This window comes from Polyangium sorediatum, from assembly GCF_029946465.1.
Classification (GTDB): domain Bacteria; phylum Myxococcota_A; class Polyangia; order Polyangiales; family Polyangiaceae; genus Polyangium; species Polyangium fumosum.
The window spans coordinates 53,076-75,843 of sequence record NZ_JARZHI010000003.1; the positions used below are offsets into that span (position 1 = coordinate 53,076).

18 protein-coding genes are annotated in these 22,768 nt (G+C 67.6%); 8 read left to right on the top strand and 10 right to left on the bottom strand.

Features of this window, described 5'->3' with window-relative positions:
* Nucleotides 1-103: 103 nt before the first annotated feature.
* The gene (locus QHF89_RS04370; protein ID WP_232379952.1) at nucleotides 104-805 is read right to left on the bottom strand and encodes a TVP38/TMEM64 family protein; all 702 of its coding nucleotides are present in this window, start codon (nucleotides 803-805) and stop codon (nucleotides 104-106) included.
* 489 nt (nucleotides 806-1,294) lie between these two features.
* On the opposite strand from QHF89_RS04370, the gene QHF89_RS04375 reads away from it, so the two are divergent.
* A complete protein-coding gene (locus tag QHF89_RS04375) occupies nucleotides 1,295-3,817 on the top strand; it encodes a M1 family metallopeptidase (protein ID WP_136967362.1) in 2,523 nt (840 codons plus the stop codon).
* Here the strand turns inward: QHF89_RS04375 and QHF89_RS04380 are convergent, their stop codons facing one another.
* The 4 genes from QHF89_RS04380 to QHF89_RS04395 form a co-directional block, all read right to left on the bottom strand.
* The gene (locus QHF89_RS04380) at nucleotides 3,818-4,285 is read right to left on the bottom strand and encodes a hypothetical protein (RefSeq protein ID WP_284720045.1); all 468 of its coding nucleotides are present in this window, start codon (nucleotides 4,283-4,285) and stop codon (nucleotides 3,818-3,820) included.
* 518 nt (nucleotides 4,286-4,803) lie between these two features.
* On the bottom strand, nucleotides 4,804-5,604 hold the full coding sequence (locus tag QHF89_RS04385) for a sigma-70 family RNA polymerase sigma factor (protein ID WP_136967360.1): 801 nt from the start codon (nucleotides 5,602-5,604) through the stop codon (nucleotides 4,804-4,806).
* A 75-nt stretch (nucleotides 5,605-5,679) separates the two neighbouring features.
* Nucleotides 5,680-7,269 carry a DHA2 family efflux MFS transporter permease subunit gene (locus QHF89_RS04390; RefSeq protein ID WP_136967359.1) on the bottom strand — a complete coding sequence of 530 codons (1,590 nt, stop codon included), beginning with the start codon at nucleotides 7,267-7,269 and terminating at the stop codon, nucleotides 5,680-5,682.
* A gap of 10 nt (nucleotides 7,270-7,279) precedes the next feature.
* On the bottom strand, nucleotides 7,280-8,524 hold the full coding sequence (locus QHF89_RS04395) for an HlyD family secretion protein (RefSeq protein ID WP_136967358.1): 1,245 nt from the start codon (nucleotides 8,522-8,524) through the stop codon (nucleotides 7,280-7,282).
* A gap of 127 nt (nucleotides 8,525-8,651) precedes the next feature.
* Here QHF89_RS04395 and QHF89_RS04400 point away from each other — a divergent pair, with 127 nt between their 5' ends.
* Nucleotides 8,652-10,694, top strand: coding sequence for a cytochrome P450 (locus tag QHF89_RS04400; protein ID WP_136967357.1), 2,043 nt, complete (start codon nucleotides 8,652-8,654; stop codon nucleotides 10,692-10,694).
* Here the strand turns inward: QHF89_RS04400 and QHF89_RS04405 are convergent.
* The 4 genes from QHF89_RS04405 to QHF89_RS04420 form a co-directional block, all read right to left on the bottom strand.
* Complete coding sequence (locus QHF89_RS04405; protein ID WP_342763957.1) at nucleotides 10,686-11,534, bottom strand: NRDE family protein; 849 nt, start codon at nucleotides 11,532-11,534, stop codon at nucleotides 10,686-10,688. The two genes, QHF89_RS04400 and QHF89_RS04405, sit on opposite strands and share 9 nt — an antisense overlap.
* Entirely contained in the window at nucleotides 11,479-13,083 is a 1,605-nt protein-coding gene (locus QHF89_RS04410; protein ID WP_136967355.1) for an ABC-F family ATP-binding cassette domain-containing protein, read from the bottom strand. The genes QHF89_RS04405 and QHF89_RS04410 overlap by 56 nt, the downstream gene beginning before the upstream one ends.
* A 132-nt stretch (nucleotides 13,084-13,215) precedes the next feature.
* Entirely contained in the window at nucleotides 13,216-14,343 is a 1,128-nt protein-coding gene (locus tag QHF89_RS04415) for an NADPH:quinone oxidoreductase family protein (RefSeq protein WP_136967354.1), read from the bottom strand.
* A 20-nt stretch (nucleotides 14,344-14,363) separates the two neighbouring features.
* A complete protein-coding gene (locus tag QHF89_RS04420) occupies nucleotides 14,364-15,350 on the bottom strand; it encodes a nucleoside hydrolase (RefSeq protein ID WP_136967353.1) in 987 nt (328 codons plus the stop codon).
* Between the two features lie 396 nt (nucleotides 15,351-15,746).
* Between QHF89_RS04420 and QHF89_RS04425 the strand changes: the two genes are divergently transcribed.
* The 4 genes from QHF89_RS04425 (at nucleotide 15,747) to QHF89_RS04440 (ending at nucleotide 17,932) form a co-directional block, all read left to right on the top strand.
* The gene (locus QHF89_RS04425) at nucleotides 15,747-16,274 is read left to right on the top strand and encodes a hypothetical protein (protein ID WP_284720046.1); all 528 of its coding nucleotides are present in this window, start codon (nucleotides 15,747-15,749) and stop codon (nucleotides 16,272-16,274) included.
* A gap of 132 nt (nucleotides 16,275-16,406) precedes the next feature.
* Nucleotides 16,407-16,874 (top strand): hypothetical protein, encoded by a 468-nt coding sequence (locus QHF89_RS04430; RefSeq protein ID WP_136967351.1) that lies wholly within the window; start codon nucleotides 16,407-16,409, stop codon nucleotides 16,872-16,874.
* Nucleotides 16,875-16,989: 115 nt separating this feature from the next.
* Nucleotides 16,990-17,169, top strand: a complete 180-nt coding sequence (locus tag QHF89_RS04435) for a DUF1826 domain-containing protein (RefSeq protein ID WP_284720047.1) — start codon at nucleotides 16,990-16,992, stop codon at nucleotides 17,167-17,169.
* Between the two features lie 190 nt (nucleotides 17,170-17,359).
* On the top strand, nucleotides 17,360-17,932 hold the full coding sequence (locus tag QHF89_RS04440; protein WP_284720048.1) for a hypothetical protein: 573 nt from the start codon (nucleotides 17,360-17,362) through the stop codon (nucleotides 17,930-17,932).
* An 8-nt stretch (nucleotides 17,933-17,940) separates the two neighbouring features.
* Here QHF89_RS04440 and QHF89_RS04445 read toward each other — a convergent pair whose 3' ends face one another.
* Nucleotides 17,941-19,233, bottom strand: coding sequence for a YncE family protein (locus QHF89_RS04445; protein WP_136967349.1), 1,293 nt, complete (start codon nucleotides 19,231-19,233; stop codon nucleotides 17,941-17,943).
* A gap of 68 nt (nucleotides 19,234-19,301) precedes the next feature.
* Here QHF89_RS04445 and QHF89_RS04450 point away from each other — a divergent pair, with 68 nt between their 5' ends.
* Nucleotides 19,302-21,926: a TonB-dependent receptor domain-containing protein gene (locus QHF89_RS04450; RefSeq protein ID WP_284720049.1), complete on the top strand. Its 2,625-nt coding sequence runs from the start codon at nucleotides 19,302-19,304 to the stop codon at nucleotides 21,924-21,926.
* The gene (locus QHF89_RS04455) at nucleotides 21,923-22,753 is read left to right on the top strand and encodes a hypothetical protein (protein WP_136967347.1); all 831 of its coding nucleotides are present in this window, start codon (nucleotides 21,923-21,925) and stop codon (nucleotides 22,751-22,753) included. The genes QHF89_RS04450 and QHF89_RS04455 overlap by 4 nt, the downstream gene beginning before the upstream one ends.
* Nucleotides 22,754-22,768: the final 15 nt, after the last annotated feature.

Consider the following 22,768-nt stretch of genomic DNA (forward strand, 5'->3'; position numbering starts at 1 on the left):
TCTCTCCGAGCGCGCGGGCGACCCGCACGTCATCGATGGAAACCGCCTAAAATGCATCGTGGACGGCGACGCCCGCAATGGTATCCAGACCTATCGCCGCAGGTCAGGAAGGAATGACCTTTCGCATGGAGCGACGGGTGACGATCCAGAAGACGACGATGATGGTAATGGTCGCCACGCCCATTCCGATCCACACCGAAGGCGGCGCGTTGCGCATGGCATCGAAGACCTTCTCGCCGAAATAGGCGGTCGCCAGCAGGGGCAGGAAGTACCCGGCCAGCGATCCCCAAAAATGCGTCTGAAACCGCACCCGAGAGATGCCGAAAAACACGTGGAGCATGGGCGGCATCCAGAAGATGAGCCGGAGCAGGAACACGGTGAAGAAGGCTCGCTTTTCGAGGGCCTCTTCGTAGGCACGGAAGCGCGCCGGTACGAGCTTCGAGACCCAATCACGCGCGACGAAGCGCGCGAACGAGAAGCCCACCACGCTCGCCGCCATGGTGCCGGCCATGGAGAGCGCGAACGCCACCGGCCACGGCCAGATGAGCGGCGCCGCCAGGATGAAGATCGTGCCTGGCACGCCAAACGGCTGGAGCGCTGCGTACGCCGCTACGAACGCGAAATACCCCGCCGGACCGAGCTCCACGAGCGCCTGCTTGATGCGCGCGGGCTCGCTGAAGACCTCGAACAGGCCCAATCGCTGCGCCACGACAAGCCCGAGAGCCACCGCAGCCACGGCGGCGATCTTCATGTTGCGGAGCGAGCGGCTCGCCGCGGGGCCCGGCGGAGGATCTGACGATCGCACGCGACGAGGTTTACAATTCACGTCATCCCTGTCAAGGATGGTTGACGCGGACTGAAGCACGGCAGCGCGACGCGCGAGGAATTCGTCGAGAGCATGACCATCGCGGCGCGCGTGATGTGCTTGCCGCTGCGGGAGACCGAGAGGACCGCGACGGGCCAAGCGCGGAGGGCGCTGGCAGCCGGCCACGCAAGTCGCGCATCAAAGGACGAGCATTCGAGGGCAGGAGACCTGAAAATCGTTCTCCTCGGTGCGACGGGGGAGGTCGGTCCCACGATCACGTTGCGCAGATTGCGCAAGTGGGTCTTCACAGTTCGGGCAACGTTGCGCGAACCGGCCGCGCGCCGTCCGCTCTTTCGTACGCCGGAACGCCGGACGGCATCTTGGCACACCCGCTGCAATCGGGCGCGCGCGCGCCTGACGAGCCTTGCCTCGGCCGGTCGCCCATCGGCGCCAGGGTGGCGTCTTTCCTTGTCCCTTCGAGGAGAATCCATGAACTTCACGAGACGGCCCTCGCGTCCCGGCCTGCGCTGGACGTCCAGCATCCTCCTGGCGTCGTCGCTCGTCGCCGGATGCACGCCCGCGCCAGAGCCAGAGCCGCCCGGTTCCGGAAGCGCCGAGGTCGACGTCGAGCGATACGAATTGAAGGGAGATTACGACTGGGTGCGAGGCCGCCTTGCCGCGACGGTCGGGATCACCCTTTCGCCCTTGGCCAAGGGGACGACGACGATCACGCTCGACAGCGCCGTGGCCGAGGTGAAAGCCGTGCGGCTCGCAGGCGGCGGAGCTTTGCCTTTTTCGGCGAATGCCAGCGCGGAGCAGCTCCAGGTGGACGTCTCCGCGGTGCCCGCTCTCGGGACGGGTGCGCAGATCACCCTGGAGGTCGATTACGAGGCAGCGCCGAGCGGCTCGTTGATTCCCGTCATCGAAAACCGCAAAGGCGACCCCTTGAACGTGCGCGCGGTCTTCACGATGTCGGAGCCGATCGGCGCGCGTCGATGGATGCCTTGCCACGACACGCCGTCGGACCGCGCGATCTTCTCCGTCTCCATGGGCATGGATGGCGCCGAAAAGATGATCGCCAACGGAGGCCTCGTCTCCGACGAGCCGGAGGGGGACGGGGCCCACCGGATGAAGTACGAGACCACGTACACACTGCCGACCTACCTGATGGCCTTCGCGATCAGCGATTTCGAAGTGGAGAGCACGATGAAGGGCGACCTTCCCGTCTCCATCTGGCACCGGCGCGGGCTGCAGGGGCATTTCGAGGCAGTGCTCGGGGAGATGGTGGGCATGCTCGACCATTTCGAGGGGCTCCTCGGTCCTTATCCTTTCGAAAAATACGCAGTGGTGCACCTGCCAAACCTGCCGGCGACCGGCATCGAGAATGCAAGCATTTCGTTCCATTACGAAGGCGCGGGCACGGAGCCGCTCGGCGCCGAGCTCTCGCTGACGGCGCACGAGATCGCACACCAGTGGGTCGGGGATCTCGTGACGATCGAGAGCTGGGACGACCTCTGGATCAAGGAGGGCATTGCGACGCTCCTCGAGCCGGAAGGGCTTCGCGCGCACACGGACACGGACGGCCCCTTCACGTTGAACGCCAATGAGTTCTTTGCGATGGAGGGCGAAGCCATCCGCGACACGTCGCTGAAAATCGCGGACAAGTACACCACGGGGCCCTACACCCGCGCCGCCTGGCTCTTGACGCAGATACGAAGCCTGGTGGGAGAGGAGGCCTTCTGGTCGACGCTGCGGAACATCCTCGACGAGCACCGCTTCGGGGCCATCGGGACCGATGATTTCCTCGGGACTTTCGCAGAGGCGCTCGGTCCGGAGGCCACGGCACGAGCAAAACACGCGGTCGACGCGAAGGGCCTTCCCACGCTGACGATCGCCGCTCTGCCCTCCGGAGGCGCCACCGTGACGGTCCACGACCCCGACGGGGTGCTGATGGTTCCGTTCGATATCGGCTGGGTCGCGGAAGACGGCTCGGTACGCACGGAGACGCTCCCGATCGGGGAGCCCTTCGACGTGGCGCCGCAGGCGAGTGGCGAGTTCCTCGTGATCGATCCCAAAGACCACCACCTCCCCTGGGATTCCTTCTTGGTAGACGAGGAATCCATGAATGCCTATTACGCGAGCGTCCTGCCGCTCCTCGTGCCCATGAGCCCGGCGGCGGAGGCCCGATTTCTCGACATCGGCTCGGCAGCCCAGGATGAAGTGATCTTCACGTCGTCGACCTTACCGGGCGCCACACCGGAGGGGTTCGGCGCGTTCATGGCAGGGCTCGACTCGGAGTGGACGCAAGCCAATGCCTTGAGCACCGCTTGCTCGGTGGCCAGCGACCCGGGGCTCGAGCCAGCGACGGCGGCCGCCTGGACGACCACGCTAAACGAGGCGCTCCTGGTTCCGCCGCCGCCCTTCTCGCTCGATTTGCTCCAGGTCTACGGCTATGGCGCGTGCAGCATGTTCGATCCAGTGACCGCCTTCGCGGACGACTGGACGAGCCTCGCGACAGGGCTCTCGTCCGGGGAACTCGATTATCTCCGGCTGAGCTACCTCACCGCATTCGACATCCCGGCGCCACTCGCCATGTCGACCTGGGGCAGCGTCGCAAAACAAGCCAACACGGCGAGGGCGCGCTGGCTCGCGACCATGGAACTCCGGTCGTACCTGAGCGGGCTCGAACCCGCCGACATCCCCGCGTGGCGCACATTCTTCGTCGAGCTGCTCAGCACGACCGAGGACACCGACGTGCTCCAGCAGGCCATTCGAGCAGTTGTAACGACGATGGCCCCCACGGCGGCCGAGAATGCGGACGCGCTGGCGGGCCTCGACGTGCTGCTCCATTCGCCGTGGACGCGGGTGGCGCATCAACGAGCCGTGTGCGCGGCCATCAAGCTGACGGCGGACGACGCCATGGCGTGGGCTGCGTTTGCCGAGGGCCTGAAAGACGCCCCGCTCGATCCCAAAGCCGCCGCGCGGCTCGAGGACCCCGCCCTCTGTCCCTGATTACCCCCGTTTCGGAGGCCGATACCGGATGATCACCACGTGCAGGTGGGAATCTTCGTCCAGGCGGGAGGTCTGAATCGAGACCGCCCCCTCTTTTTTCAGCTTCTGAAAATCCGCCGCGGTCAGCGTCAGCTTGTGCGGATGCCCGGCGAGACCTTGCACATCGTAGGTCCTGTCCGCACCGGAGTCCATATCGGCGGCGGTAATCACCACCTCGTGCTCGTCTTTCCCGGTGAACTCGGCTGAGCAGACGCTCACCCACTCCGGCGGATCCTCCGCAGGCGCACATCGTACGTGCACGCGGTGCGTATGCGTGAGGCCTTGGGTGCTCTTGGCGCGCAAAAGCTCCCCTTTCAAAAGGGTCTTCATATCCTCCGCCGTGAGCGTCACCTCGTGCGGATGCTTCGCCGTCCCTGCGATCTGATAGGTCTTGTCGGCTCCCGAAAGGACGTCGGCCAGCGTCACCACGAAGACATGGCCGTGGTTCTTTCCTACCCTGCAAATCACCCTTGAAAACGACGGCTCGGGCGGCTTGGCTGCGGGCTCCGGCGTCGGATTCGCGACGGGCTCCGGAGGGGCTTGCCCGGAAGAAGCCGCGGTCGCGCTCGGCTGCGCGGTCGGTTCTGGCGTGGGGGCAGCGCTCTTGCCGGGAGCCGTTGTCGGGGAGGCCGTTTGCCCTGCCGCGGGGTTCGGCGTGTTGCCCCCACACCCCGTCCATGGGAGCGACGCTGCGGCTGCTGCGATTTGGAGAGCTTGTCGCCTGCGCATGGGTACCTCGGAGGCGTCTGCGGAATCGCGCTTCGCCAAAGGACAGAAGCGCAGGCTCCAGCCCAATTGTCAAGAGGCCCACGGGGCGATACGGGGTGTTGCCGCCGAGGACGCGCCCCCGAGCGACGTTCGACCATGTCTATCTGTACAACCGCGCACGCACGGCCGCGGAGACCGGGACGTTGACGGCCGCGTGCCAGACCGGACAGACGCGCGGGCTACAACGGGGCCTCGCCCGCGAACATTCGCAGGCGACCGCGTACACGCTGCTTGGCGGCCTCCTCGACCTGGCGGATGCGCTCCTTGCTCACGCCGAACGCCACCCCGAGTTCCGCCAGCGTCGCGGGTTCGTCCGACATCAGGCGCCGCTCGAGCACCTGCTGCTCCCGAGGCGATAACTCGGCCAGCGCTGTTTTCACGGCGCATTGCAGGCGCGCGCGCTCGTCGGCCAGACAAACCTCTGCCTCGGGCGAGGGCGCGCCGTCCGCCAGGCCGTCGCTGTGGGTCGAGGTATCGAGCGGCGCGTCCGGCCCCGCGAGCAAGGGGATCAATTCGTGGGCGCGCTGCTCGGACAGGCCCGTCTTTTCGGCGAGCATCGTCGCATCCTTTACGAACACCCGGCGAAAAAAGCGCACCGCCCGCCGCTCCGCCTTCGACGTGCCGAGGCGCACGATCCTGTAATTCCGCGTCACGTAATCGCGGATCTCGGCGCGAATCCAGTAATTCGCGAACGTCGCGAGCCGATATCCGCGCGCCGGATCGAAGCGCTCGGCCGCCTGGAGCAAGCCGATGTTGCCCTGCTGCACGATGTCCTCGAACGGCGCGCCCCAGCGCTGGTATTCGCGGGCGATCGTCATCACGTACGACAAGCACGCCTCGATGAGCAGCCGCCCGGCCTCGCGATCGCCTGCCTTCCAGCGGATCGCGAGATCGCGCTCGACCTCCGCGGTCAGAATCCGGCGCCTCGCGATCTCCGCGCGGTACATCGACAGCGCGTCGGGTCGCGGCGCTGCGCCCATCCTTCGGCGCCATTCTTTCTCTCCGTCGCGCAAGAGACAGCTCCTCTCGTTGAACGTTCGCGGGGCCGCTTGCCCTCAATGCCCCGCGTCCACCTTGACCCCTTGCTGCGGTTTGCCGAGCAGCATCACGAGGGGCAAAAACAGCACAATGAGCATACCGGCGAGCCAGAACGTGTCCGCGAACGACATGATCGAGCCCTGCTGCGCCACCGTCCCGGAGAGCAACGAAAGCGCGCGTTGCTTCGCCTCCACCGCGGACGCGCCTTTGGCCATCATCGCGCCCGTCAGCATGTTGACCCGCTCGATCGTCGCGGGATCGTTCGACACGAGCTTCTCTGCCACGACGGCCGCGTGAAAGGCCTGCCGGCGGGTCAGCATCATCGAGAGCAGCGCGACGCCGACGCTGCCCCCGAGCATGCGCGTCAAATTGAAGAATCCCGTCGCGGAGGCGACGTCCTTGCGCGGAATGGGACCGAGCGAGGCCATCGAGAGCGGCAAGAACATGAACACGGTGCCCAGGGAGCGCACGATGAGCGGCCAGAAGAGATCGTCGCCGCTCGTCATCGGGTTCATGTTGGAGAACATCACGAGCGAGCCCGCCAGGATGAGCGCCCCGATCACCAGCATGAGCCGCGGGTCCATCTTGCGCGCCAGCCTCCCCGCGACCTGCATCATCGCCGCCGTGGCCAGCGCGCCGGGCAGCATCATGAGGCCCGTTTGTTGCGACGTGTAACGCAGGTTCGTCTGCGCGAAGATCGGCACCGCGAAGAGCCCGCCATACAGGGCCATGCCCACGACCACCGAGAGGATGCTGCCTGCCCATAACGAGCGATACCGGAGCACGCGCAGGTCCACGACGGGCTCGTCCGACGCGAGCGCGCGACGCACGAAGAGCACGAGCGACACGATTGACGTGACGCACAGGATGACGATCATCGGATCATCGAACCAGTCGTGGGAGTTTCCCTCCTCGAGGAACGTCTGCAGGCAACCGAGCCCGAGGGCCAGCATGGCGATGGAGGCCCAATCGATGCCCTTCGGCGGCGTCTTGTGCGGCTCGTCGGGCGGGAGCGCCGAGAGGCAAAGCAGGACCGCGAGCACGCCGAGCGGCAGGTTGATGAAAAAGATCCACCGCCAGCCGATGTTCGTCACGATGTAACCGCCCAGCGTGGGGCCGATCGCGGGGCCCGCGATGACGATGGCCCCGAAAAACGATTGCGCCGTCGCCTGCTCCTCCTTGGGAAACGTCTCGAAGAGGATCGACTGCGCCTTGGCCATCAGGCCGCCGCCCGTGATCCCCTGCAACACACGCGCGACGACCAGCATCGGCAGGCTCGTCGAGAGCCCGCACAGGAGCGAGGCCACCGTGAAGCCCACGAGCGAGAAGATGAAATACTTTTTCTTGCCAAACCTGTGCCCGAGCCACGCGGCGAGCGGCAGGATGATGACGTTCGCGACGGCGTAACTCGATACGATCCAGCTCGCCTGGCTGAGCGACGCGCCGAGCGAGGTCTGCATGTCGGCGAGCCCCACGTTGACGATGCTCGTGTCGATGACCTCGAGGAGCGCGCCGATGGCCACCGCGATGGCCACGGCCCACTTGTTGTTCTGAGGCGCGGCGACGGCGAGCGCGGGCGGTGCGAGGGCGAGCTGAGCCTGGGCCACGACGAACCTCCTAACCGCGCGTATCGATCGACAGCTCGACGCTCATGCCCGGCCGCAGCACGAGGCCCTGCGGCACGTCGCGCAGCTTCACGCGCACGGGCACGCGCTGCACCACCTTCGTGTAGTTGCCGCTCGCGTTGTCCGGCGGCAGCAGCGTGAAGCGCGAGCCCGTCGCGCCGGACAAACTCTCGAGTTCACCGTGCAAGGTGACGCCCGGCAGCGCGTCGACCACCAAACGCGCAGGCTGGCCCGCGTGCATCTTCTCGACCTGCGTCTCCTTGAAGTTCGCCGTCACCCACAGGAGCGGCGTCACGAGCTGCACGATGGCCTGCCCCGACGCGACCTGTTGCCCGACGGCGATCGTCTTCTTCGAAGCCACGCCGTCCGCGGGGGCCACGATGCGCGTGTACGAAAGCTCGAGCTTCGCCAGATCCCGCGTCGCCTTGGCGATGGCCACCTGCGCCCGCGCCGTCTTCGCGCGCGCCTGCGCCTGCGCCACGAGCGCGTCCACGTTGCTCGTTTGCTCCAGTTTGGCCGAGGCCTCCGTCGTGCGGCTCCGCGCCACGGCGATGTTCGCCCGCAGCGTCGAGAGCCGCGCCCGCGCTGCTTCCAGGTTCGCCTGCGCCACGGCGAAGCTCGTCTCCGCCTGATCCAACGAGGCTTGCGGAAGCGCGCCCTGCTCGAGCAGCTTGCGGTTGCGGTTGCGATCGGTCTCGGCCTGCTTGAAGGCCGTGTCCGCGGACTTCACCGAAGCCTCGGCTTCCTTGAGCTGATCGGCCGCCGACACCACGCCGCCCTGCGCCGTTTGCAGCGACGCCTCGGCCACGGACTTGTTGCCGAGGGCGTTGATCGCGGCCACGCGCGCGTCCGCTTCCGCCGCCTCGGCCGCCGCCTCGGCCGCCTCCACGTTTGCCTCGGCCTGCGCGACCTTCGCCTTCGCGCTCTCGTCATCCAGCACGGCCAGCGTATCGCCGGCTTTGACCTGCTGGTTCTCCGTGAAGAGCACCTGCGCGATGGTCCCGCCCGTGCGCGCCGGCACCGCGATCACCTCGCCGTCCACCTGCGCGTTGTCCGTGCTCTCCACGGTGCGGTGCGTCCACCAGTACCCCCCGCCGCCCACGACGGCGACGAGCAGCAGGACGAACAGGAGCGTGCGCCCCTTGCTCTTCGGCTTCGCGGAGGCGCCCGCGGTAGCGCTCCCCTCGACGGAGGGGGCTTGGGGAACGACGTCGGAAGCGGATGTCGCGGTGCTCATGCGTGACCCTCAAGGCAACTTGTTGTTGCCATAGTACCCATCGGTGGGTACATTGGCAACAACAAGTTGCCTTTGAGGCAGATCAGCACAAAAACTTCGGAGGATCCCTTCGATCGACCGAGAGCCCATGCACCGCGCGAACACCCCCCCGCCCGTTCCTCGAACTCGCCGCACCGAAGGCACGCGTGTACGCGGGCGCGCCGAGCGCGTGGTCGCGGCCGTGCACGCCGCGACACACGAGGAGCTCGGGCGCGTGGGCTACGGCGCGCTGCGCGTCGAAGACGTGGCCGCGCGCTCGGGGGTGAACAAGACGACCATCTACCGGCGCTGGCCGACCAAAGCGGAGCTCGTCGCGGCGTCCTTGCGCGCGGCCAACGAGGAGCAGGAGCAGCCGGACACGGGCACGCTGCGCGGGGATCTCCTGGTGGTGGTGATGCGGACCGTGCGGACGTGCAAGACGCCCACGGGCCGGGGCATCGTGCGCATGCTTCAAACGGAGCGCGCGGACCCGGACGTCGAGGCCCTTTCGAGGAGCCTGCGCGACCAACGCTGGCAGCGCAATCGGGCCTTGGTCGAGCGAGGCATCACGCGTGGCGAGCTGCCCGCGGACGTGAATCCGGAGCTCCTCCTCGATCTGATCCTCGGGGGGATCTATGCGCGCCTCATCCATCGCGGCGAGGACATCCGCGAGGACTACGCCGCCGCGGCGATCGACACCGTGCTCGCGGGCGCCTGCGCGGGCTCGGCGCGCCTGCAGAACGAGCCACAGCAGAAGGAACCAAGAGAGGACGATATGACCATACAATCCAACGAAACGCGCGCGCAGCGCGAGGGCAACGAGGACACGCGGGGCACCACGAAGGAAGCGCCCGTGCTCGGATCCGTGGTGCTCGACCGATCCGATCCGGATTTTCTCGCGAGGTCCCCCGAAATCTACGAAGAGGCGCGGGCCAAAGGGCCCGTCGTGCGCGCCCGTCATTACCCCTTCCCGCGAGACGAGGAGGAGCGGAAGAGCATCATGGCGGGCGAGCGCCCCATCGGCGAGGTGCTCTTCGTGAGCCATTACGAAGAGGCGGCGGGCGCGCTGCTCGACGATCGCCTCGCGTCCGACCCCTTCGCGCGGATGACGCCGGAGCAACGCGCGCACGTGCCGCCGGTGCCGGAGGAGCTCCGGCCGATCGCCTACTCGCTCCTCATGCTCGATCCGCCCGACCACACGCGGCTGCGCAAGCTGGTCCAGCCGAGCTTCAATGCCCGCGCGATGGAGGCGCTCCGGCCGCGCATCCAGCGCCTCACCGACGATCTGCTCGACAAGGCCGAGCAGGAGGCCGCCGCGCGCGGCGAATCGGCGCCGGAGCGGCGGATGGATCTGGTCAAGGCCTTCGCGTACCCCCTGCCGGTGACGGTGATCAGCGACATGCTCGGGATTCCGGAGGAAGACCGCGAGACCGTCAGCCGATTGGGCGAGCTCCGCATCGACAATCGGGACCCTGTGGTCATGCAGGAGACCCGCAAGATGCTCGTGGCGTTCAGCCACTACCTCGTCGATCTCTTCGAGCGGAAGCGGCGCGCGCCGGGCGACGACATGATAAGCCAAATGATCCACGCCCAGGAGGACGGCGACAAACTCAACGACAAAGAGCTGCTCTCGATGGTCTTCCTCCTCTATTTGGCCGGGCACGTGACGACGGTGAACCTCATCGGCAACGGGGTCGTCGCGCTCTTGACCCACCCCGAGCAGCTCGCGCGCTTCAAGGCGGATCCGGTGCTCGCCAAGGGCGTCGTCGAGGAGACGCTCCGCTACTGGGGGCCGGTCGATTACCTGGGCGCCGTGCGCACCGCCAGGGAGGACCTGGAGATTGCCGGGGTGTCGATCCCGAAGGGCGGGCAGGTGATGATCGGCCTCGGCTCGGCCAATCGGGATCCCGAGCAATTCGCCGATCCCCACGCGTACGACATCGGGCGCGAAGGCGCCCACCGGCACATCGCCTTCGGCAAGGGGATTCACCTGTGCCTCGGGGCGCCGCTGGCGCGCATCGAGGGGCAAATCGCCTTCGAAACCCTGTTCCGGCGTTACCCCGATCTGCGCCTCGCCGTGCCGGCCGAGACGCTGCGCTGGGGCGGCGCGGCCGGACTGCGCGGATTCCGCGAGCTGCCGGTCCTATTCTGACGACGCGTCGAGCGTCCGGAACGACCTCTCCACCTGCCGAGGCTCGGTCCCCGGCAGGTAGCTCCGCTCCCAAAACCTGACCTCGCCGGTTTTCGAAAAGGTGACCACGGAGCTCGACCGCGTCCCGTAATGGGGCGGCCGCCGCGCATCCTCGATGAACAGCGGCGCGAGCATCCGCTCCATCTCCAGCCCCACGCCCGTGTCCGGGAGCTCCGCATCCGGTGCGCCCTGATCCGAACGCAACATCTGGAAAAACGCCTCGGGCTCCGGGAGCGGATGTGATTCGAGGAGCTTCGTGAAGGCGCCCTTGCCTTGCACGAGCTTCGGCCAGGGCGTGTCGAGGAGATGGTTGCTGAGCCCGTACACGCCGGGCGCGAGGACACGCGACTCGCCCGTCAGGCTCGCCAAATAGGCCGCCTCGCGACGCGTGCCCACGATCAGGTTGAACCCGTTGAACGCGCCCGCGCGCGGGCGCAGGCTCTCCGTGAACGCATGCGGCGCGCCGTCGCCCAGGAGATACTCCACCACGAGCGCGCCGCGTGATTGCGCGTCCCCGCGCTGCGCCGCGGGGTCCCGGAAGTTCGTGATGGCGGCGAAGCGCCCGGACCGCGTCACGCCGAGCCAGGTCCCGCCGCTCTGCAGGTCACGCCCGGCCAGGATGTCGGGATGATCGTCCCAAGCGTGCATTTCCCGGGTCGGACGAGCGTGAAACTCGTCGCGGTTGGCGGCCAGCACGACGTCGTGATCCGGATGCGCCCGAAAACCCAGGAACAGCACGCACATGTCAACGATTTCCCTGCTCGTCCCCGAACCGCTCCAGGAACTCGTCGTACGTCCCATTGAAGAGCCGCGGCCCTTTGCGGGATAGCTCGAGCACGCGCGTCCCGAGCTTGCCGATGAAATGCCGATCGTGGCTCGTCACCACCACCGTCCCCTTGAAGGCGATGAGCGCCTGCAAGAGCGCGTCGATGCTCTCCACGTCGAGGTGGTTCGTCGGCTCGTCCAGCACCACCACGTTGTTCTTCAGCAGGATGAGCTTGGCCAGGACCAGCCGCGCAGCTTCCCCGCCCGACAGGCTCTCCGTCTTCTTGAGCCCCGCTTCTCCGCTGAAGAGCAGCTTCCCCAGCACCGAACGCACGTCTTCGAGCTGCGCGTCCGGATCGAAGCGGTGCAGCCACTCGTACGCCGAGAAGCCGGGCTCGAGCGCCTCGTGATGATCCTGGGCGAAATACCCCACGCTCGTGTCGTGGCCCCATACGATGGTCCCCGCGTCCGGCGCGTGTTCTGCGACGAGCAGCTTGAGCAGCGTCGACTTACCGATGCCGCTCGGCCCGATCACCGCGAGTTTGTCGCCGCGGTTCAGGTTCAGACCGAGCCCCTCGATGACCCGCAGATCCTCGAAGCTCTTCGACAGCCCCTCCACGCGGAGCACGTCGCGGCCGGAAGGTTTTTCGATCTCGAACTTGATGTACGGCCGCACCACGCTCGATCGCCGCACCTGGATGCTGCTTTCGAGCTTCTCCATCTCCTTGACGCGCGACTGCGCCTGGCTCGACCGGCTCGCGCTCGCGCCGAAGCGCGCCACGAAGTCCTTGAGCTCGGCGATCTTCTTCTTTTTCTGCGCCGCGTCGGCCTCCGATTGGCGCTTCCCGGTCGTCTTCTGCTCGATGAAATCGTCGTAGTCGCCCGTGTACACGGTGACCGTCTGGTAATCGACGTCGGCGACGTGCGTCGCGATCGCGTTCATGAAATGGCGATCGTGGCTCACGACGAGCAGCGTCCCGCGGAAGTCGTGCGTCAGGTACGATTCGAGCCACCGGATGGAGTCGAGGTCGAGGTGGTTCGTCGGCTCGTCGAGCAAGAGCACGTCAGCGCCCGCGAAGAGCGTCTGCGCGATGAGCACGCGCAGCTTGTACCCGCCTGCCAACGTGCTCACGGTGTCGAGGTGCCGGGACGACGTGATTCCGAGACCCTCCAGGATCTCCGCGGCGCGGGCCTCGGCCGTGTAGCCGTCCTCCTCGCCGATCGTCCCTTCGAGCTCGGCGAGGCGCATGCCGACCTCGTCGTCCATCTCGCCTTCGAGCAGCCGCTCCTTCTCTTGCGTCGCGTCCCAGAGCACGCGGTTGCCCATGAGCACGGCGTCGAGGATGCGAACGGACTCGTAGGCAAAGTGGTCCTGCGAGAGCACGCCGACCTTGAGCTTGCTCGGGATCTCGACCGAGCCTTGATCCGACTCGTGCTCCCCCGAGATGACCTTGAGCAGCGTCGACTTTCCCGCGCCGTTGGCCCCGACGAGCGCGTACCGCTTGCCCGGATCGAACCGCATCGAGACGTTTTCGAAGAGAATTTTCGGGCCGAAGCGCTTGGAGAGCTTGTCGAGCGTGATCATCGCGGCGCCCGACCTAGCACGTGTTCCGGACGTTCGCCGCAGCCATGAAGAGGATGGGGGGAAGGTGGCCGGCAGACGTGGGCCGCAGTACGGGCCGCCGAAGTCACCCGAGCCCCCTCGCCCGGCATGGGGTCACGGATGGAGCACGATCCCACCGACGAACTCCGCGTTCCATTTGGATCGCATCGCCTCGACGTATTGCTCCAACGGAGAATGCTTCGCGACGAGCGGCCGGATGTTGCCCTCGTTCGCCCAGCGCAAAATCTGCTCGAGCCGCGGGGCGCGAATCGAGGGATCGTGCAACGTCGAGATGGCCGCCGGGCAACCGAGCACGTCGAGGCCCTTCATCATGATGAGGTTCGTCGGGAGCACGTTGACGTTCGGCGCGCCGCGTTGCCCCTTGCCCCGCGCCACGAAAGGCGTCGAGGCCCATCCGACGATGAGGAACCGAGCGCCGAAACGCACGCATTTCAAGCTCTCGACCGATATCTCACCCCCGACGCCGTCGTACACGACGTCCACGCCCTCGCCGCCCGTCAACGCCTTCACGTCGGCGCGAAAGGCTCGAATGCCGCCGCCTTCGCCTTTGCAGTTGACGACGTGATCCGCGCCTTGCGCGGCCACGAGGGCGAGCTTCTCGTCGGAGCGACCCGTCGCGATCACCTTCGCGCCGAGGAGCTTGGCGATGTGCACCGCAGCGAGCCCGGTCGCGCCGGACGCGCCGTGGATGAGCACGGTCTCGCCCGCGCGGAGGCGCCCGCGCGTGACGAGGCAATGGTATGCCGTCTCGTAGTTTCCGAGCAGGTTACACGCCTCGTCGAACCCGAGCCCCTGGGGGATCCGGTGCACGGCCTCGATCGGCGCGACGGCGTACGAGGCAAACCCCCCGTATTTTTGATATGCGCCCAGGGAACGCGGACCGGCGAGCAAGCCGTCCACGAGGACGGGATCCCCCATAGCGAAACGCTCCGCCGCTGCGGCCTCCTCGCCCATCCAGGCGATGACGCCCGCATACTCGAGGCCAGGACAGTACGGCGGTTGCGCCATGTGCTGGTACTGACCGCTCATCATCAGGAGATCGACCCAGCCGACGGACGCGCTTTTGACGGACACGATCACGTCACGCGCCGAGAGCGTCGCGGGATCGGGCGGAGGCATGTCCACGAGCGAGGTATGGCGCTCGAGGGCTTCGAGCGGGGTCTCGCCGAATTCGGCGACGACGACCTGTTTGCCGAGGGGAAGCGATGTGGGCGTTTCCAAACGATACCTCGATGCTCGTTTCACCCGACCGGCAGGGCGGTCAGGGTTCGGAGGAATTTCTCCCGATCGTATCCGGTGATGATCCACGTGCCCGACCCCGGAGCAAGCCGGGAGCCCCAGGCGCCTTTTTCACGATAAAGCTCGACCTCGGCCCACTCACCGATCGAGGGCTCGATCGCGCAGCAGGCCGCCAAAGGATCATGGAACGCCTTGCCCCCCATGGCCTCCGGCGCCGACTCTTCGACCTCGGGCGGCGAGGGGCGGTTTTGGCGCTTTTCCCCCTTCTTTTCCAGATAGACATCCATCCCCTGCCAGATCAGGCGGAGGGATGGGCTCTTGTCCTTCAACGTCTCGATCCGATCGTGCATCTCGTGGTCGTAAATCACGCCGTGGCACACGTTCTTCGAGACGAATCGACGGGCCCCGATCCCGGGATATCGCAGCGCCTCCAGCGCGGATTTGGGATCGCCATTGAGATTGTAGGTCGGACAGGTGACCATCCCACGAAACTTCGGGAGCTGGCGCTCGGGCGGCACGACGCCCTCGCCGGCGAAGCCTCCCTGGACGACGATGCGTCCGACCTGGAAGCCGGGGAGCTTCATGGCGCCGCCCAGGTTTTTGAGCGGAGCGCCTGTGATCAAGGTGGTCGACGCGTCACAGACGGCGCGCAGGACCTCGGGGCCGGGCGCGGCGTCTCGCGAGGGCGGGATCTCGCCGTAGGCTTTGTAATGCCACGAAGAGACACACACGCCCCGTGGCCCATGCCGCCCCTCCCCCGGGCCCGTGCCTTCCCGGACCGATTTCGGTTGATGGTCGAGGTTGTACGCCCCCACCGGGATGTCCCGGCCAAACCAGCGGAGGGCCTGGCGCACCACCCCCACCTGATCGGGGGTGCCCGGCGTAATGGTCACCGCCTTGAGGTTGACCTCGGGGTGGCCGAGCAGGAGGAGCAGCGTGATGAAATCATCCGGATCCCCCGTCTCCATGTCCCACACGACGTCGAGCATGTTTCTTCCGGTCCCGCGGGGGTGTTGGTTCGATCCATGAACTCTCTAGACGCGACGGCGCCGCCGCGCAAGGAGGAGCGAGGCGAGGCCGAGCGCCGCGAGGCTTCTGGCTGTGCTCGGTTAAGCCGAGGTCACAGTGGCGGTAGCGGGCGACGGGTTTCGTCGAGGGCGCGCAGTTCGAGGAGGGCGTGTATTGGAAGCCGGGGAGGTTCGCCTGGAAACGAGCAGCCTCGAATCACGCCACCTGCGCGAGCCGCTGCGGCGATGCGCGCGCCAAGGATGTTCCGCGCGCGGGCTCCAGGAACTTTTTAGCTAGGGTGTGTACGAGCGCGTGGGCGCCTCGTAGCAGATACATCTATGTTGCAACATCAGATAGACACGTTCATGATGGCCCCCATGAACGTACGAGCAAGCTTTCCGTCGGACGTCACGCAGGCCGCATGCGCCGAGCCCGCCCGTCCGGAGCATCGAGCGCACGCCGAGGACGCCCATGAAGCTTGCTGCGCGCACCACCACCACCATCCTCATCGTCATGCCGTGAAGGGCGGGTCTGGCCGCTCGTCCTTCCTCAGCGTGGTGCTCCCGGTCCTCGCCTGCGCCGTCTGCCCCACGTGCCTCGGCGCCTGGGCGCAGGCGCTCTCCGCCCTCGGCGTCGGCTTCGTGGTCACCGAGGCTCAGCATCACGCCCTGCTCGTCGTCGCGGTCGCGGTGACGCTCGTGGTGAGCGTCCGTCGTTACGTGCGGACACATCGCAAAGGCCCGCTTGCGCTCTCGCTCGCCGGCTCCGTCGGCCTCGTCGCGAGCCACCTCCTCGGAGAAATCGAAGCCCTCGCCTGGGCGTCGATCGGGGTCCTCGTGGCGGCGTCCATCTGGCAGCATCACGCCTCGCCGAGCCACGCGCGCTTGGGAAAGCAAGCCGCCTGAGCGCACGCCGTAGCGAGCGCCCTCTGCCCAAAGCCCCTGTTCCTGTGGCATCACGGGGCCTCCTGCGGCATGGCGACTGCGAGGACAACTTTAGTTGCAATAAATATACATTTGCAATATAGAAGCGCTCGCATGATCAAGCTGCCCGAGCCCGGCCTCTACCGGACCACGAAACCTTACCCAGGCCAGGAGGAGGCGATCCCTGCCGGCGTCCTCGTGTACGTCGGCGCCGAGGACGGCGTCGCCTTCGTGGTTCGCCCCGGCCAGAACCGCCGGAACCGCTGGTTCTGGGGCAAACCCACCTACGTCCTCCGCTCCGCGAGCTGGGCCGAGTCGCTGATGCGCCTGCCTTCGGAGGGCTTTTACACGCTCCCCCACGACCTCACGCTCGACGGCGGCGGGCGCTGGCTGAAGAACGCGATCGTGCAGCTCGGATACAACGGAGAGGGGCGCGGGATCCTCTTCGTCGCTGAGGACCACGAAGGCGAGCCGCACAACGTGCTCGTCTTCTCGGACCGCGGGGTGCTCGTGAGCGACGAGCTACTCACGAAGCTCACCTGGGCGCCGATCCTGCCGGTGCACGCTGGAGCGCCCTCATGACGAATCTTGCGGCCCTCCCGCTCGAGCCAGCTCCCCGGCCGAGCAGCGCCGTCGTGCGCCGCGTCGCGGCTTAGGGGGCACCCTCCCATCCTGCGCTGCAGGCGATCACGCGATCGTGCGCCTCCGCCTCGTCACCAGCAAGATTCGCCGTGCAAACGCGGGCGACATCGTGCTCCTCAAAGGGGAGCGTTATCCGGGCAAGGAACGGACGGCGGGACATCGATCTCCGCCGATCCAGGCGCTCGGACTCGCTCGCGTGGCGCTCGTCGCGACGACCTACGACAAGGACTCGTGATCGCGCTCGCTCCCGCCGAGAACCGCATCGGTACGTCCTGGGTTTGATGAAGCAAGTCGCATCTTAGTTGCAACTGCAACTTACGACTGCTAGGGTCTGCCCCGGACGCGGACGTCTCCCTCCTCCACGCTCGGCCCTCCTCAGCGAGCGATGGTGACGTCCGCGCCCTTTTCTTTTCCAAAGGAGCGTCATGCGAACTTTCAGGTGGATGCTGGTCGTGTCCCTCGTCATCGCTTTTGGCTGCGGGGACGGTGGGAGCAATGGCCAGGGCGGCGCCGGTGGCGAGGGTGGGACAGGCGGCCACGGCGGCGCCGGCGGCCAAGGCGGCCAGGGCGGAGCCGGCGGCGAGGGTGGCGCAGGCGGCGGAGCCGTCGCGCCTGCGTGCTTCACGGGCACGGCAACATGCAATCCTCTGACAAACCAGGGGTGCACGGGTGCCGGCGAAGCCTGCGACTTCGGCGAGAAGCAAGGGAAGCCAGGGTTCTATTGTTACCCACCTCCGAACGAGGCCAAGGAGGGGGAGGCGTGTAGCAATGCCAGCGGCCCGTTCTGCGCGCCGACGTTGCATTGCTACGGCACGTGCAAGAAGTTCTGCTGCGCAAGCACCGAGTGCGCCGAGGGCGAGACGTGCGAGCCGTTCGACGCGGCGCTCGGGACCCTCGGCTTCTGCCGTGATCCGAACGCCTGTTCACCCGCGGGCGGGCCGTGCCAGAAGCCCGAGGATTGCTGCTCGATGGATTGCCACGTGGATCATTGCCACTGAGCGGCTCCTCAGTGCGCGCCGGGCGCGAGGTCGATGTTCCTCGCGTCGAGCCCGAGCACCACGACCCCGCTCGGCGCGCCTCCGAGGACGTGCCGCTCGACCATCACGAGCGGCGCGACGTCGATCTCCAGGACCTCCCCCGAGCCAGGCGCCGTCACGAACGCGCGATCGGGCGTGAGCGCGAGCCCGTGCCTCGGCCCCTGGCCCTCGCAGGCAAACGGCGAAACGACGCCGTCGAGCGACGTGATCGCGCCTGTCGCGAACTCGATCCGCCGAAAGGCGCCGTCGCTCGTCAAAGCGAAGAGCGCCTCGCCGCGCGGCTCGGTCCCGAAGAGGCACATCTCTGCGCCCACGTCGAAGCGCGCCGAGGCTCCCGTGGCTGCATCGATACGAAACACCGCCGAGGGGCCGAGATCGCCGGTGACGAAGCCGCTCGGGCCATGCCCCACCAATGTGCGCGCGCGCCCGTCTCCGGGATAGGGCCATTTGGTGCCGACCATGCCCCCGCCGCCCTCGGCAGGCTCCACGACGAGCACGCCGTCCTCGCATGCGAAGGCCACGCGGCGGTCGATGGGCGCCGCCCCCGAAAGCGCGGGGCAGCCCGGCATGATCACCTCCGCGCTGCCGCTGTCGTTCACGAACGAGACGCCCTCGGCTTGCCCTTCCGGATCGCCCGGAAGGGGGCGCGTGAGGAGGGCGCCTCCTTCCACGGCCGCCGCCGCCCCGTGGTGGGGTGCCTCAGCGACAAACCACCTCGGCACCGGCGTCTCGCCGCGAATCCGTAGCTCCTCCTCCGAGACCACGGCGGCTTGCGCAGGTGTCCCGTCCGCCGCCGATCCCTCGAAGAAGAGCGTGACCTGCCCTGCGCTGGAGACAACGGCCCCCGGCGCCGCGCCCTCGATCGTGAGCTCGTGCCGGCTCGGCTCGAATTTGTAGATGTGGAGGTGGTCGTCGTGCGGCGCGACGGACACGCCCGCGCGCAGGAAGTACCCTTCGTCGCGCCCTGGGGAGATCAGCGCCGCGAAATCGCCGGACTCCGTCGCATGCATCGATACGGGGCCGTCCCCTGGGAGCGCGGCGATCCACGCGTCCTCTTCGACGTCGAAGATCGAGACTGCGCCCGAAACGCCGTCCGCGACGGCCACCCGCGCGCGACGCCACGACGGGTGGCGGGCCTCGACGGCCACCGCGGGGCCCGCACCTTCGTCGTCGGGGCCACACGCCGCCCCCATGAGCGCTGCCAGGACGAACCCGGAGCGCGACAAACCCGCACGTTTTGCGTGACAAAACCGGTCAAACATTCGTCCGGTCTTATCACGCACGGATTGTTGTTGCAACTTTGATACTTCAACAGTACAGAGCATCCACCGTGACCCTCGGTTCGTCTGGGAAAGGACAGGCCTCGATCTGGGCTCGTGTCGCGAGGCGCTGCGCGTGCCGGTTCGTGCCACTGGTGCTCGCCTGCGCGCCCGGGCTCGCGTCTGCGGACGAGCTGTCGTCGCCGCGGGTGAAGGACGCGCCCGAGCCGGCGTGGCCCGCGGCGCGCGTAGACCGCAGCGAGGCCATCGTCCCGCTCCTGGTCACGGTGAAGGCGGACGGGACCGTCGGGAAGGTCGAGGCGCAGGCGAGCGGCGATCCCGAGCTCGAAAGCGCCGCGATCCAGGCCGCCCTGCGCTGGACGTTCGAGCCCGCCACGCGAGGGGGCCGGCCCATCGCCGCGAAGATCAAGGTCGCCGTGCGGTTCGTCGGAGAAGAACCCCGCGCTCTGTCCGCGCCCCTCGCGACGAACGTGCCGGCCGGCGTGTACGTGGGGCCGCCGCGCAAGAATGCGAGCACGAATGCGCCCATCAGCGAGCCGAAAAAGCCGGCGTTGCCGGCGGCGACGAGCAGGCCGGACGAGCGCGGCGAGGTGGTTGTGCTCGGCCCGTCCCGGCCCCCGCCGCCCAGCGCGGCTGGGGATCACCGCGTCCGCGTGGGGCAGCTCGTCGACGTGCCGCGGCGCTCGGCCGAGCAATTGCTGACGCTGGCGCCCGGGTTTCTCCTGCAAAACCACGGCGGCGAAGGGCATCCGTCGGCCATCTTCCTGCGGGGATTCAGCGCGGCCGAGGGGCAGGACCTCGAGATGTCCGTGGGCGGCGTCCCGCTGAACGAGCCATCGAACGCGCACGGCCACGGATACGCAGATACGCATTTCGTGATCCCGGAGCTCGTGGAGGAGCTGCGCGTGGTAGAAGGTCCCTTCGACCCGCGTCAGGGTGATTTCGCGGTCGCGGGCTCGGTCGAATACACGCTCGGGCTCGCGGAGCGGGGGATCGTCGCGCAGGCGGGGCTCGGCTCGTTCGGCGCGAAGCGGCTCCTCCTGCTCTGGGGCCCCGGGGGCGCGCCGCGCGGCACGTTCGTCGGCTTCTCCGTGACCGACAGCGACGGGTTCGGGCGAAACCGCGCGAGCACGGCGGCCCGCGCGATGGCGCAATACGAGCATCGTCTCGGCGCGGGGAGGCGGCTCGTCGCGCTCGTCTCGGCGTACACCACGCGCTTCGACGGCGCCGGTGTGGTGCGTCAGGACGATTTCGAGGCGCGCAGGCTCGACTGCCCCAAGGACCACGACAGCCAGTTCTTCTGCACCTACGACCCGAACCAGGGCGGGGCGACGGCGCGGCTCGACGCGTCCCTCCGATTCGAGCACAAGGGCACCCGCGAGGAGCATACACACCAGGTCTTCACCACGATCCGAAAGACCCGGCTCCGCGAAAACTTCACCGGGTTCGTCACGGACGTGCGTCCCTCGGGAGAACCGCAGCGCGGAGACGGCGTCGAGCAAATGTACGATACGACGACGTTCGGCGCGCGGGGGAGTTTTACGCGAACCGTGGACGTGTGGGGACACAGGCAATCGCTGGAGCTCGGTTATTTCGCGCGACACGATCGGGGCGACACCCTGCAACGGAGGCTCCGGCGGGTGGGGGGCGTGCCCTACCGCGTGGATTTCGAGAGCGGCATCGCGATCACGAATATCGCGGGATACGCAGCGGGCAAGCTCCGGCCCGCATCGTGGCTCACGCTCCGCGGCGGGATCCGGCTCGATACCTTTGGCTTCGCGGTCGAGGATCGGAACAAGCCCGACAAGGATCGCAGCGGCCCGCGGGAGCCGTCGGATACGATCGAGGCCTTCGGGCTCACGCTCGGGCCCCGCGCTTCGGTGGAGATCAACCTCGCGCAGGGGCTCGCGTGGATGACGAGTTACGGCGCCGGATCGCGATCGAGCGACGCGCAGGCGCTCTCGGACGGCGAGAGTGCGCCGTTTGCCCGGGTCGATGCCTTCGAGACGGGCGTGGTCTTCGAGCGATCCGAGGGGAGGATGCTCGACGTATCGGCGCGCGCCCTCGCCTATTTCACGCGGGTGGATCGGGATCTCGTCTTCGATGCGGCGCGCGGGCGGAATGTCCTCGTGGGGACGTCGAACCGGTTTGGCGCGTCGATCTCGGGCAGGCTCACGTCACGCGCGGGCATCGACACGCAAGGGAGCTTGACGTACGCCGAGGCCTACCTGCCCGAGGCGGGCGCGCCGTGGTATGCACTCACGAGCGGCAAGCGGCTCCCCTACATCCCCCGCTGGGTGGCGCGGCTCGATACCTCGCTCCGCAAGGATCTCCGGATCTCGGGCGTGCATCTCCGCGCCACGGGCGCGCTCGGGACGACGTACGTGGCGCCGCGGCCCCTGCCGCTCGAGCAGTTCGGCCACGAGATCTTTACGGTCGATGTCGCGGCGCGCCTCCGGTATCGCTTCGTCGAGGTGGGAATCGAGGCGACAAACGTGCTCGATCGGCGCAACCCCGCGGCCGAGTTCAATTACGCGTCGAATTTCAGCTTGCCCGACGCGCCGGCCTCGCGGCTCGCGCACCCGCATTTCGCAGCGGCGTCGCCGCGCCAGATCCTCGGGACGATCCGTTTCCATCTGGAGGCGGCCAAGGGCGAGGAGGAGGCAGGACGATGAACCCGGATGCTCGTTTCGCGCTCGTGGTGCTTGCCTTCGGCAGCCTCGGCTCCGCCGGCTGTGACCTGCCGAGCGGAACCGGCGGGCGCGCGATCGAATTCGAAATGCGGCTCGGCGGGGCGCGATCGCCCGGGCTCCCGCCCGGCTCGTTCGAGACGAGCACCGGCTGGAAGGTCGAGCTCGGCGAGGCCGTGGTGGCGCTCGGGCCCATCTACGTCCACGAAAATCCGCCGCCGCTCGCGGAGCTCGGCGCGCCGAGGGGCAAAGGTTTGTCCGGTATGCTGTGGGACGTGCTCGTCCCCGACGCGCACGCCCACGCGGGTGACCAGCATTTCGACGGCGGCGAGGTCAAAGGGGAATGGCTGGGTCAGCTCGCCTTCGACGTGCTCGACCCCGGCGGCGTGTATATCGGCCCCGTGCCCGGAACGGAGGGGCGCGCGCGTTCCCTCTCGATCCGGCTCGATCCGCCGCGCGCGTCCATCGGAGGCGACGACGGCGCCTTGCGCGGTCATCACGCGTACGTGGTCGGCGTGGCGCAGAAGGACGGGCTCGTCGTCCCCTTCGAAGGGGGGCTCGATATCGAGGACGAGGGCACGAAACGCAGCGTCGACGGCATTCCTCTCGACGTGTCGCTCGTCGACGGGGCCGCCGTGGGGATCGTGATCCACCCGAGCGCATGGTTCGACGGTGCCCATTTCGACCGGCTGACGAAGAAAAACGCGGCGGGTCGGTTCGTGATCACGCCCGAGAGCCAGGTGCGAACGGCCTGGTTCCTGGGCGCCAGGAGTTTCTCCGCATTCTCGGCGGAGACGAGCGACGCGCGTTGAGGCGGATCCGCCGCC